The 13,019-nt window shown below is 43.3% G+C and carries 9 protein-coding genes; 2 read left to right on the top strand and 7 right to left on the bottom strand.

What is annotated here, in order from left to right; all coding sequences use genetic code 11:
- Position 1: 1 nt before the first annotated feature.
- Positions 2-1,951, bottom strand: coding sequence for a MacB family efflux pump subunit (locus tag ACWYU8_RS17935; RefSeq protein WP_457521093.1), 1,950 nt, complete (start codon positions 1,949-1,951; stop codon positions 2-4).
- Position 1,952: 1 nt separating this feature from the next.
- A complete protein-coding gene (macA, locus tag ACWYU8_RS17930) occupies positions 1,953-3,125 on the bottom strand; it encodes a macrolide transporter subunit MacA (protein WP_457521092.1) in 1,173 nt (390 codons plus the stop codon).
- Positions 3,126-3,448: 323 nt separating this feature from the next.
- Between macA and ACWYU8_RS17925 the strand changes: the two genes are divergently transcribed.
- Positions 3,449-3,883 (top strand): hypothetical protein, encoded by a 435-nt coding sequence (locus tag ACWYU8_RS17925; protein ID WP_457521091.1) that lies wholly within the window; start codon positions 3,449-3,451, stop codon positions 3,881-3,883.
- Positions 3,884-3,971: 88 nt separating this feature from the next.
- Here ACWYU8_RS17925 and ACWYU8_RS17920 read toward each other — a convergent pair whose 3' ends face one another.
- Both ACWYU8_RS17920 and yjjG read right to left on the bottom strand, forming a co-directional pair.
- Positions 3,972-4,511: an NUDIX domain-containing protein gene (locus ACWYU8_RS17920; protein WP_457521090.1), complete on the bottom strand. Its 540-nt coding sequence runs from the start codon at positions 4,509-4,511 to the stop codon at positions 3,972-3,974.
- Positions 4,512-4,562: 51 nt separating this feature from the next.
- Positions 4,563-5,237 carry a pyrimidine 5'-nucleotidase gene (gene yjjG, locus ACWYU8_RS17915; protein ID WP_457521089.1) on the bottom strand — a complete coding sequence of 225 codons (675 nt, stop codon included), beginning with the start codon at positions 5,235-5,237 and terminating at the stop codon, positions 4,563-4,565.
- 131 nt (positions 5,238-5,368) lie between these two features.
- Here yjjG and ACWYU8_RS17910 point away from each other — a divergent pair, with 131 nt between their 5' ends.
- Positions 5,369-6,292, top strand: coding sequence for a LysR family transcriptional regulator (locus ACWYU8_RS17910; RefSeq protein WP_457521088.1), 924 nt, complete (start codon positions 5,369-5,371; stop codon positions 6,290-6,292).
- A gap of 155 nt (positions 6,293-6,447) precedes the next feature.
- Here ACWYU8_RS17910 and ACWYU8_RS17905 read toward each other — a convergent pair whose 3' ends face one another.
- From ACWYU8_RS17905 to ACWYU8_RS17895, 3 genes are all read right to left on the bottom strand, one after another.
- Positions 6,448-10,569 carry a M66 family metalloprotease gene (locus ACWYU8_RS17905; RefSeq protein ID WP_457521087.1) on the bottom strand — a complete coding sequence of 1,374 codons (4,122 nt, stop codon included), beginning with the start codon at positions 10,567-10,569 and terminating at the stop codon, positions 6,448-6,450.
- Positions 10,570-10,597: 28 nt separating this feature from the next.
- A complete protein-coding gene (locus ACWYU8_RS17900) occupies positions 10,598-11,464 on the bottom strand; it encodes a hypothetical protein (RefSeq protein WP_457521086.1) in 867 nt (288 codons plus the stop codon).
- A 915-nt stretch (positions 11,465-12,379) separates the two neighbouring features.
- Positions 12,380-12,934 (bottom strand): sugar O-acetyltransferase, encoded by a 555-nt coding sequence (locus ACWYU8_RS17895; RefSeq protein WP_457521085.1) that lies wholly within the window; start codon positions 12,932-12,934, stop codon positions 12,380-12,382.
- Between the last annotated feature and the right edge of the window lie 85 nt (positions 12,935-13,019).

The following is a 13,019-nucleotide window of genomic DNA, read 5'->3' as shown; positions in this document are numbered from 1 at the left end:
GTTAATCTCTCGCTAAAGCTTCAATTGGATCAAGTTTTGCTGCGTTGCGAGCCGGTAAGAAACCAAATGCAACACCAATAAGTGTCGAACAGATGAATGCCAAGATGATCGAGTTCATCGAGTAGATCATCTGGAAACTGCTGCCTGACGAGCTAAACGCGAAACCAATCAAAAACGCTAAACCAATCCCCGTAATACCGCCACATAAGCAGACCAGCACGGCTTCTATCAAGAACTGTCGGAGGATATCTGCCTGCCTTGCACCAACTGCCATCCTCACGCCAATCTCTTTAGTCCGTTCGGTGACCGAGACCAACATGATATTCATCACGCCGATACCTCCTACGATAAGAGAAATGACCGCGATTGCAGAGATAAGCAACGTCATGGTGGCCGTCGTTTTCTCGATATTTTGGCGAATGGTGTCCGTATTGATGGTAAAGAAATCGACGGTGCCATGACGCATTTTCAGCAAACTGATAATACTTTGCTCAGCAGCACTGCTAGAGGCATTTTCATCAATCCTGACAGTAATGCCATTAAGGTAGCGTTGTCCCATCATACGACCAGACATCGTGGTGTATGGCACCCAGATTTTAAGTGCTTCACTGTTACCAAATGCATCGTCTTTCTTTTGCGTAACGCCAACAATTCGTACTGGCAGTGAGCCAAGGAATATCACTTCACCAATCGGGCTTCGATCAGCGAACATCTCTTTTCTGGTGTTGTCATCAATTACCGCTTCTTGTGCGAGTGAACTGACACTATCTTCATCCCAGAACTGCCCCTGTGCGATCTCATAGCCTCGAACACGGAAATAGTCTTCACCCACACCTTCAATGGTTGCCGACGCATCTTGGTTGGCGTATCGAACGGTTAAGCTGTTCGAAATTGAAGGCGTCACACTATCCACAAATGGCAGGCTCTTTAGTGATTCAGCATCAGCCGCCGTCAGCGTTCTCACTCTTCCTGAACGTCTGTCACCAAAGCCGGTTCCGGGCCTGATATCAATGGTGTTGGTTCCCATAGAAGCAATATTCGACAAAATCTGCTGCTGAGAACCATTACCAAGAGCGACCACCGATACCACGGATGCAATACCGATGATGATCCCCAGCATAGTCAAAAACGTCCGCATTCGATGACTGGACATGGCAAGCAACGCCATTTTTAATGCATCAACAAAACTGTCCCATTTCCACCATTTGCTCGCAACCTGTTGCGTCTGTTTCTTTACTTCTATCTGAGCATTCTTGCTTTCACTAACATTTTGTTTATCAGAGATGATTTCCCCATCTTTGATTTCGATGATTCGGTCTGCAAAATTCGCCACATTCATATCATGGGTGACGATAATGATAGTGTGCCCAAGCTGGTGTAGCTCTTTGAGCAGGGCCATCATCTCTTCACCACTGTGGCTGTCCAGTGCGCCGGTAGGTTCATCTGCCAGAATGACCTCTCCGCCATTCATCAGTGCACGCGCCACACTTACACGTTGCTGTTGACCGCCGCTTAATTGGCTTGGTTTGTGAGTAAGTCTCTCTTCTAATCCCAATCTTGTCAGGAGCGATTTAGCACGGTCCTCCCGCTCACGGTAAGGTATGCCAGCATAAACAGCGGGTACTTCAACATTGCCGACCGCCGTTAAGTCACTCAGCAAATGGTAACGTTGGAAGATAAAACCAAAATATTCACGCCTTAACTTCGCCAGTTCGTCAGACTCCAGCGTAGAAACATCTTGCCCGTTAATGAAATAGCGGCCGCTTGTAGGTTGATCCAAACAGCCCAACACATTCATGAGTGTTGACTTACCCGAACCCGAGGCACCGACTATCGCCACCATCTCGCCGCGCTTAATTTCTAAGTTAATGTGATTAAGTACCGTGAGTGACTCCTCACCGGACACAAAACTTCGGCTTAAGTCCTCTACTTTTAATAAAACCTGACTCATATTAGAACCTCATTGGAGGTCGTGAACGTCGGCTACTTGAGGAACCATCAGCCATTGCTGTGCCCAATACCACTTGATCGCCTTCTTGCAAACCAGAAAGAATTTCAACATTCACTTTATTGTTGATTCCAACTGTAACCGGCTTTTGTACCACTTGACCGTGTTCCAAAACCGGAACCGTGTAAGCATTTTTGCCACCCGCCTTTTGCAGTACTTGTGCTGGGATAATAAGTGTATCGTGAGACTCTTCCAGAACTATAGAGACCTGAGCCGTCATGCCAATGCGTAAAATGCCTTCTGGGTTATCAACGTCAAAAACGGCGTTATAGTAAATGGCATCACTATCAGTGATCGTTAAATCACTGTCATCACCATCCATAATTGTTGGGCCTGGTTCGATGGCACGTAAGGTTCCCTTAAACTGGTGATTAGACTGCCCAAGAATAGTGAAAACGGCAGTTTGCCCAGGATGGACGAATATCACATCCGCTTCAGAAATTTCGGCTTTTACCGTCATGGTATCCAGTTTGGCAAGTTCGATAATGGTTGGCGTGGTCTGATTAGCGTTGACGGTTTGGCCTTCTTCAACCGACGTGTAAACCACAGTGCCATCCATTGGAGCGTTGATCGTCGTATAGCCAAGGTCGACTTTGGCGCTATCAACACTGATCTTAGCTTTTTCGATTTCTGCGTCGAGCTGGGCTAATTCTGCTTTGTAAATTGCCAGTGATGCTTCAGCATTTTCAAAATCAGCGCGTGAGCTCGCTTTCGCCGCTAGCATGCCTTTTTGGCGCACATACTCGTAGTTTGCTTGTTTGATTTCTGCCTGTTTTGCTTTGTATTGAGCATTGAGACTATTCAGAGATGCCTGAGCCTCTTTGAGGCTATTCTGTTGAGTCAGACTGTCGATCTGAGCAATGAGATCGCCTTGTTTTATCTCGTCACCGAGGCTGACTGCCAGATTTTGTATTTGGCCAGATACCTGAGCACCAACATTGACCAATTTGGATGCCTTCAACATACCGTTTGCTAATACCGCTTTTTCAATGCTCCCTTTACGTACGGTTTCCGTGGCATATGAGGACAGATCTTCTTGTGGCTTAAAAAAGTACGCGCCAACCGCGCCAGCGATAAGAACACTACATAATGCAAGCCATTTTTTCTGGAGTTTCATAAAAGATGTGAAGTAATTAAATGTTGTTATTTTTATACTTTGAATTGATGGATGCGTATAGGCATGTCGTCGTAAAGATAAGTAAAGTATCGTCAAGATTTTGTGATTCGAGGGGAAATCCCCTAGCTAAATTAAACAGTTAGGTGCATTTTTCTGAGCTAAACTTAGCTAAGTATTTACAGTTACAAGACGCTGTCACAACGATTAAATATCAAAATGGCTACGTTCCATTTGTAAGACAAAGCAAGCTTTTACTTAAAAAGACATAACAATGTTCATCAAATTGATTTAAAAAACGTCTAAGTTCACCGCGAGGAAAATATATGAAACTGTTCAAAGCTATCACACTCTCTCTTTTGGTTGCCTTCACCTCTTTTCAATCCATCGCCAGCGATAGTGATTGGGACAAAATTGCCGAAAAAACGGTAAGCTTTAAGTCGGAAACAGATACAGTAAACCCGCTATCTCCATTTTCGAATACGCGTTTTAGTCACATCAAGATAAAATGTACGCAAGGTACGGTGAATCTCAAAAGCATTACCGTGATCATGAAAGATGGCAAAGAAAAAACATTCGATAGCTTGGGAGTTCTTACCAGTGGCATGTCATCACGCAGCCTGAGCCTGCCGACAAAAGATGATGCTAAGTTAGATAAGATCGAATTAAATTACGAATCAGTAGGTAACACCGCCTTACAAGTTACTGGCGTAACTAAAAAAGCGCATGTGGAAATCTTAGGTAAGAAAGTCGACGAGTAAGTGATAGCGCAATATAGATATAGCGGCGCCATGCCGCTATATCTCATTAGAACGCTATATCTCATTAGAACAAAGACTAATAGCTAAATTACATCAAATTCTTAAGCTTAGCCAAACCATACGCAGCAATGGTAACACTGTCTTTGATGATGCCATCAATCATCATCTGCTCGAACTCTTTTACAGCAAAAGCCTGAGTAATAAGATCCTCTTCTTCGCTATCAAGCTGATTACCAATTTCAGTAAGATCGCTTGCAAAGTAAACATGACAAGTCTGATTCAGAAAACCGTAAGCAATAAACTGCGCGCCGACGTACTGCATAGCTCCAGCCAGCATGCCAGTTTCTTCACGCAATTCACCTTTTGCCAGTTCCAAAGGATCCACATCTGGACTGGACTCCCAGGAACCTTGTGGAATCTCCCAACAGCGCTGACCCACGGTATAACGATACTGCTGAACCAAATGAATCACCCCATTGTCGACAGCAAGAATCGCCGCACAGTCTGGTTTGTCGACGACACCATAGATGCCTTCAGCCCCGCTTGGACGTAAAATTTTGTCTTCCCGAACTGTCATCCACTTGTTTTGATAAACCACTTTGCTGTCTAGCTGTTTGATATCCGACATCATTAATCCTTTGTTTTCTTTGGCGTAATCACCTACTGTACTGCGAACTAACTAAGCCAACAAAATATTCTGTAGCTCACTCAGAGACTCGACGGTATAGCTTGGAGCAATTCTCTCATCCACTCTTGCGCCATTGGTGTTAAGCCAACAGGTTTCAATACCAAAGTTATTACCGCCGAGAATGTCTGAATGTAGATTATCACCGACCATTAAGACACGCTTCTTACATGGGTTTCCCATTTGATGCATCGCGTATTCAAATATGCCCAGATCCGGTTTTGCGACACCGACTTGCTCGGAAATAACGATTTGGTCGAAGTAAGCGGACATTCCCGTACGTTCAAGGCGAATAGCCTGTAGTTCAGTAAAACCGTTGGTGATGATCCCCATTTTGGCTTTGCCTTGTAGAGCTTCCATGAGTTCTTTCGCGCCCGGCAACAAGCTACAGATATCAGCCATCGCTTCTAAAAATGCGCTATTTAATTCTGCGGTGGTGGTATTGAGCTTTTCCGCCCACTGGGTAAAACGTTTATGCTTTAGCTCATCTGCCGTTACTTTACCGTCTTGGTACTCTACCCACAGCGGCTTATTCACCGTTTGGTAGTGAGCAAAATCTTGTTCAGTAAAATCGACACCTTTGCGAGAAAACATCAGCTGCAAACCTTTGAAGGCATCAAAGTGGAACAAGGTTTCGTCAGCATCAAACAGTATCCAATCGTACTTCATTTTTTCATCCCAAAATTCAAGGTCGTCGATAATCTTATGGGTACATAGTCTAGATTGTTTTCTTATGGAAGATAATCACTATAATTGGAAATTAATTGTAGCGCCAGAATCAACAATATAAGGAAATTGATGTGAATGCGATAGCTTCCCTGCCCGTATTTGTGGCCGTGGTAGAGTGCGGCAGCTTTTCGCTGGCAGCTAAACAACTGAACCTGACTAAATCTGCCGTCAGCAAACGCATCAATCAACTAGAAGATGATCTTGGTATCCGCCTGCTCAATCGTACTACACGTAAATTAAGTCTTACCGAGGCGGGACGACGATACTTTGAATACGCATCTCAAGCCGTCAATCTGGCTCAACAAGGCGTCGATGCGGTTTCTGAGCTGCAAGGTTCTCCGCAAGGTCGGCTTAAAATCACGGTACCAATGTCATTTGGCGTACTGCATATTGCCCCTTTAATCAGTGAATTCCTTATTCGCTATCCCAAGATAGAAGTGGATTTACACCTTGAAGATAAAATGGTCGACTTAGTAAAAGATGGCTTTGATTTAGGTATTCGAATTGGTGAACTGGCTTCCTCTAACTTAGTTGCCAAGCGTCTCGCTCCTTGTAAAAGTATTCTCTGCGCATCTCCTGACTATCTCGCTCAACATGGTACTCCACAAAAGCCCAGTGATTTAGTGGCACATAACTGCCTGCTTTATTCGTATTTTCGGGGTGGCGTAGAGTGGATGTTCATCAACAATGGCAGTGAGTACCGCGTGCTACCCAAAGGCAATTTCGTGGTGAATAACAGCGAAGCCATTCGTCAGCTTCTCCTTCGAGGTTCTGGGATAGCGCAGTTACCCACTTTTATCGCATCTAGAGATATTTCTGCGGGCGGCCTAAAGGTGGTTATGGAAGACTACGCGCTACCAGAGCATGCCATTTATGCCGTATTCCCAGAAAGAAAACATATGCCACTGAAAGTTAGAGTATTTATCGACTACATCAGCGAGAAGCTCGGTACTGATTTGCCCTACTGGGATCGATACAGCAGTCCAGATAATTAATCCTATTGGAAAGAACTCAGCGGGGTTTTCATTTTGCCCGAGTATTCATCCACCTTAAGATACCAACGTAAGTTATGCATAAGTCAAACTAAGGCGTTAAGCAATAAAAAGGCCTGCGGTAATGCAGGCCTTAGTTTTAGCTTTTTGAGTATCACTTATTCAAAGTCACTTGCGTCTGGTAGACGATCAAGCATCTTATAGTAATCTCCAGCGACAGCACCAATATCACCACGAAGATACGCTTGAATCATATTCAGGTCTTTTAGCCACAACTCTTTATCCTCATCTGAGGACGCCATATAGCCTGCGTACACATTGTCGACGGCAAACATCATTTGTTGGGTGTATCCGTTGAAGATCAAAAGCATCGCGTCTGAGTAAGCTTCGAACGCTTTCAGGTCAGTGTGCGCTTTACCACCTTTAAAGCTCAAGGTTCTCGCGTCAGCATCAAATACAAGATCACCTGAAGTAAGATTTGCATTTACAAAGTTGATAAATGATTGGCTAAACGTTAATACGTCTGCTTCGATATCCGCATCAATCGTCGTCTTCATTGCATTAACCATCGGCGCATCTAACAGCAATACCGCGTCATGATATGCAGGAAGGATTGAAGTACGGAAAGGCCCCCACGCGCTCGCAATGTTAGCGGCAATAGCACTCAATTCTTCTGGATTATAGCTATCTAAGTAAGTTTTCAGATCGTAGCCTTCCGACGTGACCAATTGGTTCGCGTAGTCATAGGCAAGTTTGTTCGCTTTTGTAGCTACGAACTTCTTACCATCAATAACGAACTCCACTTTATCACCTGCGATAATGTCATAGCGGTCTTGCTGCTTGGTGAAAACATCAAACTGAGCTTTACCGCGTGACTTCACTTTGTAGTCGTCAGACTGCATTTGGCGCACACCCATTCTTAGAAGTACATCACCGATACGCTCGCGGCTTCGGCTATCAATATCTAAGAAGTTCGCAATACCACGAGGCATTGGTGGCAAAGATTCCATCTGCTCGGTGATATGCAGATTAACGCTCACACCTTTGAGATTCAGGTATGCCTTACCGTCTTTATCAACCAATGCAACAGGCGTATTCAGGGCATCATTAACTAAAATGTTATTCATGATGTCTTCGTACTCTGACTGCACACCCGGAATATCAAGCAAAGACGCAAAGCTCACTTCATCGGTATAACGGTTTGAGAATCGGCGTGCTAAGAAGTAGCTTGCCAATGCTTTGTCTGGCCAGTGTCCCAAAACAGAGATGGAATTTGACCAAGGGTAATCCGGATCAAAGCTACCAATTGAGTTTAGGAAGCGACCATTTGCGGTTTCAGCCACTGCCGTATAACCACTTCCTGCATCTTCGATAAAGCCAGCCACTAAATCATCAAAACAGCTCGCGGTTTGAAGATCGTAGTCGGCAGGGATTTGGTAAGCGTTATTATCCAGCAATTGACCAAACGAAATGACTTTCTGGTGTTCTGCTGCGTTTTCAATCACACACTGGTACTCAGGCGTGCGCAGCACATCAAGGAAGAATGCCGCAGATTTCTTCGCACCATATGCATAATCACAGAACCACCTATTGTTGTCTGCATTACCCTCATTACAATGTTCAGGGTTTGATACAAGACGTAACAAGAAATCCCCTGGTTTGTCTGTACTCGATGTTAAACCCAAATTCGTGTACAAATTATCAATGCGCTCAAGGTCTTCCATCTTATCGCGGATAGAGCTCATTTCTCTAAAACGGCGTACCAGATAGCTTGGGTAATCGGATGAGTACAGACCGTTTGTACCGTACAATACTAAGTTGCGACGATCATAGCTATCAAGATAGCTTTGCCATTCGTACGACACGATCTCTTCTAAGTTTGTACCTTCATCAAAACGGTTGCAGTCACTGTTTAGTGACACGTTACCATCGGTACAGAAGTCGTAAGGTTTGCGTTCAATCTCGTTGACCTTATCTAAGTAGTAAAGCACGCCGTAACGAGTTTTAGCATTCATCTCGACATCATCAGACAACGCCGCCGTGTCGAATCGACTAAAGTCACAGTTGTACAGGGACTTACCTTCGTCATCGCCCGATAACGTCTTAACCTCCGAGCACACCATTAGAGAATCATTGTCTGGATTGTCACCAAACTTGTACGCAAAACTCTGTTGGTACGCATTTAGCTGAGTAAGATAACGCTCGTATGCTGCTTTTTCTTCATCACTCGCGGTATCTGCTGGTTTTTCGACTGATACAGGAGCCGAACCTGAAGCGTTTTGGATCGTTTCTACTTTACGACCATATGCAAACTTGAATGCCGCAATGTCATACAACCCCCAAGTCGGTGTTTCATCCAACATGCTTGGTGCGTAATCCATTGTTGAGCTGTAAGCAGGAATGTTCTTCAAGCCAAGCTGATGTGCTTGCTCCAGAGTATAGTAGTTCTCTTTGTCATTAGAAGCCTTGAAGTTATGACGAAGACCCATGTTATGACCAAGCTCATGTACTAGCGTATTACTGTACGTCGCTGCCGTAATCGCATTCGCGGCTTCTATTTGCAAATCTTTTGGTAAATATTTCCATCGCTTAAGCTGACGAGAGGTTTCTTTACCAGCATCATCAAGTTTGATCTCAAAATAGCGGTCATCTTCGAGTTGTAAGTTATCTAGCATCGCTTTGTTGGTTGATGAAACCCACGATGCTTCGATTGGATAAACGTTATTTTCTGCCCAGAAAGACAAACGATTTTCTTCTGCCGCTACAACGTCCTCAAACGCCATATCATCATTGAAGTTTGCCAGTAGTTGCGTCGGGCTCATCGTCGCCGCTTTATCAGAGACCAAATCTTCTTTTGAGATGAGTGGCGCATGAATATTCTCATCACCGTTCAACTTCGCTATTGCTGCCAATGTCGACAGCGCTTCAATTCTTTCCGAAACGTCTGTTTTCACCTCAGTAGCGATGGTTTGTAATGGCTCCAATCCATCCATATCCAACTGATTACGATTATAGAATCGAGCCAGATTATCCCAGTAGAAAGGCACACCCGTTCTTGCTACACCTGCGTATTGGTTAACATGTGCTTTGATGATTTCGCCCGTCATCGGGTTAGAAACCGAAGGACCGTATCCCAACAAACCGTTAGCAAGTGGTTCATCAATCAGGTTAATCACGTTATACCGCAAGTCACCAGGATGTATGCCGGCCGCTTCGGTTTTGTTTACAATCTCAATTTCTGGCTTCCCTGAATCTGAACCAAATACTTTCAGCGTTTGATTCATTTTATCGATCGACTGAAGTGTCGCATCTAAGAATAGCTTGTTCTTTTCTTCAAAGAAGTTGTCGCTCAAGTAGTATTCAATGGTGTCTTGATTTGGGTTGAAGCGGTTCAGGTAAACCACCTCTCGGTCATACTTGTTCGTTATCGGATTCAGTTTTTTGGTCGCAGTAGTGAAAAAACCAATGTCGTTCTCATCGCCAACCGGGTACAGAATTGGTTGGTAGCCTTCTGTTGCGATTTCACTTTCATGAACCAAAGAGTAATAGAAACGAGATTTGAATGCGCCATCAACAAGCGCTTCTTCCAGGCTCGCTTTGGTTGCAAAGTTGATGTAATCAGATAGCTTATCGAGGTCAACACGGAAGGTACGCTCTAACTCAAAGTTTAGTAGGCCTTTCTCAGGATCAAAATCCCAGGAGATGAGTCGTGGTGCACCTTGTTCAGAGATGCCATCATGAACTCCATACAGATCTTCCTTATTGAATTCAGCAACCTCGAGCTCTTCTGGATTAGGTGTAAAGTGGGTTTTCTGCTTGTAGTCCAAACTATCATCGTCATTGATTTCTTCTTGGTTGGTACAGTCACCGTACGAATCTTCCTCACAGCGATAGGCAGCGAAATCACCAGGGATGGAAAGCACTTGCGCAAAGTTTACATCGTCGTCATCTGCGACAAACTTCTCTTCACCACAGTAGTTATTTACGTCTTTGGTTAGCTTTGCATCAGGGTAGTTTTTATCGTAGCTACGAACTTCCAGCCCCTCTTTGGTAAAACACAATTCAACGTAACGAGGAGAGCCTTGCAAGAAAGGAAATTGGTTTAAAGCAAATCGTGGCGCTGCGCCTGTCGTCGGTACATAGAACCAACGCCCGTCTTTTAGATCCTTAACCGCAACTTCTTTTGCGTCTCTTTCAACATAGTCATACGCCTGATCGTCTGCACCACACCCCACAAGCGCGGCTGTCATTGCTGACACCAGTGTCAATTTTTTGAACATGATTTGGATATCCTTAATTTTTATTTTCCTAGAAGGAGTAAGTCGCTGTGGCAATGTACGAAGCGTTCTCTTGGTCTAACAAATCAATGTTGCCCAATGTGCCTTGCTCAGCATCGTGGTAGAAACCTGTCGATGAGGCGGCCAGTAGAAAAGACCAGTTCTCATCAAACTTATATGAGCCGTACAAAGCACCTTCGTATTTCCAACTGCTTCTGCGAGTACCTTGATAACTAATCGTATTTCCGCCTAAAGCCGTTATGCCCAAAGAGAGCGATTCCCATGACTTTTCAGCCACAGAAAACAAGGAATAACTCCACTCAGTAAGTGATCGTCCACCCATAGTTTTGTATTTGTGAAAGTTCTTCCTGAGTCTTGGAGAAATAGAGAAGTCGACACTCCAAAAAGAAAAATAAATAGGCAATTCCAAACGCAATGCCGTTTGCAGTTCATCTTTACGAGAGTCTTCTGAGGTAGGTATTGTGAGTTGACCAGCAACGCCAATATTTCCCGTATCACCAAAGCGATAAAGGTTCGAGTGTTTCAGGCCTAACACCGAGTCTGTTGAGTAAGTCCCTACTTCATCTTCTAGGGCCCGATAACCACCAGCAGAAAAGTAGGCTTTTGTATCACTAGAAAGGGAATAACTTAGATTGCCTCCCCAAGAGAAATTACGGACGGCTCGGTAATCGTCTCTATCGTAAATGTTTGTATCGTAAGATAGGTAAACGGCCCCACTTAACTTGCAAACAATACAGGACGTGTCTCCTTCATTGTGTGTAGATTCTTTCCCGCTGCTATCGAATACACTCGTTTCCTCTGCGAATGACGGCATTGAAAATAGCGTACCCAACAACATTGCAAGCGGCGTCATCATCCACTTTGTTGTGTGCTGCATGTTTTAATACTTCCATGAAAATTAAGTTTATTAGAATAAACTTAAAGACAAACAGATTATTGGCATGATATTCCATAAAATCCAATAAACCTATCAACCACAAGATTACTCTTATGGTTAAATCCTTATTTGTTATTAATACTATTTATTTAGGTTATCAGTACGTCACTTTTACTGAGCTAATTAATTATAAATTCCATATAACAAATATAATTAACCACCTTCATTCAAATAAAATAAGAGAAAATATATAAATTGTTAATTATCAAAAAACTAGCATCAACAAAAACAAATCAGACGAATGATCTATAATCGCTAACTCTATTTCTATAACAATAAAAACCCTTGTTATGGTGATTTAAATTATATAGACAAACCAATTGCTCATTTATAAAACTCGCACGCTACACATTAGAGATGTCATCATAACTATTTGTGATTGATAATTAAGAATGTATTTAACACAAAATACATAAATAAAATCAAATTCAGATTACCTAATATATTGACTCGAATCTAAAGTCGTTTGAATATATAGTCAAATTATCATGAATAAAAACGATGAAAAAATTCACCAAATGAATATATATGGACTGGCATATTATTTAATAGCACACTTGGTCTGCATAATATTGAATTATTATTCACAAATAATAATTTATATGGAATGGAAATAAATGCGATTCAATTCACAGGAAAGGATATAAAATACAACCATATTAGAAGCTTACAGAGTAAAACAACAGAAACTCCCCCTGAACTCAACCCCGGAATTTTCAAACAGAATCCCAGAGAAATAATGTCATTAGCGACTTCGACGATCCGTTGATTAAAGCCTGATGATTGAGCAGGCGAAAACAGTAGGCGAGCACCTCTGAATTCAGGGATCTCAGGTGATGAGGGAGCGATGTTAACCTAAATTTCTTCGTCCAAACGACGAATCAGTTTTGCAGGTGTACCGCCGTATAGGCAATCTGGAGGCACATCACTGTTTACCACTGAGTTTGCAGCGATGATTGAACGAGCACCAATAGTGACACCTTGATTAATGACCGCATTACCACCGATCCATACATCGTCTTCGATAGTGATCGGTTTGCAAAACGTCTCCCAGCGGCGGCGACTACGATAGTCCAGAGAATGAGATGCGGTGTAAAACTGTGCGCTTGGTCCAATCAACACGTGGTTTCCAATGGTGATTTTCGCACCGTCGAGCATCACCACGTTCATATTGATAAAGGTCTCTTCACCAATTTCAATGGTTTTACCGAATTCGCAATGAAAGGGAGCTTGAACAATACACAAACCCGCCTTACCAAATAGCTGCTTTTGCAGCTCATCGCGTTTGCTTTCATCTGTATTGCTGTTGAGTGCGCGCAGTGCATGTGTGGCGTGAGTTCTGATGGCATCAATTGATTCGTCCATACCATTAAACACACGGCCAGACATCATTTTTTCTAATTCTGTCATTGGGAACTCCTACTACTTTAAACACCGCAAACAGTACGTGATTTGAGGATAAAAAAAAGAGAAAAGTCAGCGCTTTTCTCTTTCC

Source organism: Vibrio limimangrovi (assembly GCF_054064025.1).
This window is presented reverse-complemented; position numbering and strand designations above follow the sequence as displayed.

Bases quoted from the DNA above. Each gene is read 5' to 3' on its own strand.
- ACWYU8_RS17935 (WP_457521093.1), bottom strand. From the start codon at position 1,951: ATGAGTCAGGTTTTATTAAAAGTAGAGGACTTAAGCCGAAGTTTTGTG.
- macA (WP_457521092.1), bottom strand. From the start codon at position 3,125: ATGAAACTCCAGAAAAAATGGCTTGCATTATGTAGTGTTCTTATCGCT.
- ACWYU8_RS17925 (WP_457521091.1), top strand. From the start codon at position 3,449: ATGAAACTGTTCAAAGCTATCACACTCTCTCTTTTGGTTGCCTTCACC.
- ACWYU8_RS17920 (WP_457521090.1), bottom strand. From the start codon at position 4,511: ATGTCGGATATCAAACAGCTAGACAGCAAAGTGGTTTATCAAAACAAG.
- yjjG (WP_457521089.1), bottom strand. From the start codon at position 5,237: ATGAAGTACGATTGGATACTGTTTGATGCTGACGAAACCTTGTTCCAC.
- ACWYU8_RS17905 (WP_457521087.1), bottom strand. From the start codon at position 10,569: ATGTTCAAAAAATTGACACTGGTGTCAGCAATGACAGCCGCGCTTGTG.
- ACWYU8_RS17900 (WP_457521086.1), bottom strand. From the start codon at position 11,464: ATGCAGCACACAACAAAGTGGATGATGACGCCGCTTGCAATGTTGTTG.
- ACWYU8_RS17895 (WP_457521085.1), bottom strand. From the start codon at position 12,934: ATGACAGAATTAGAAAAAATGATGTCTGGCCGTGTGTTTAATGGTATG.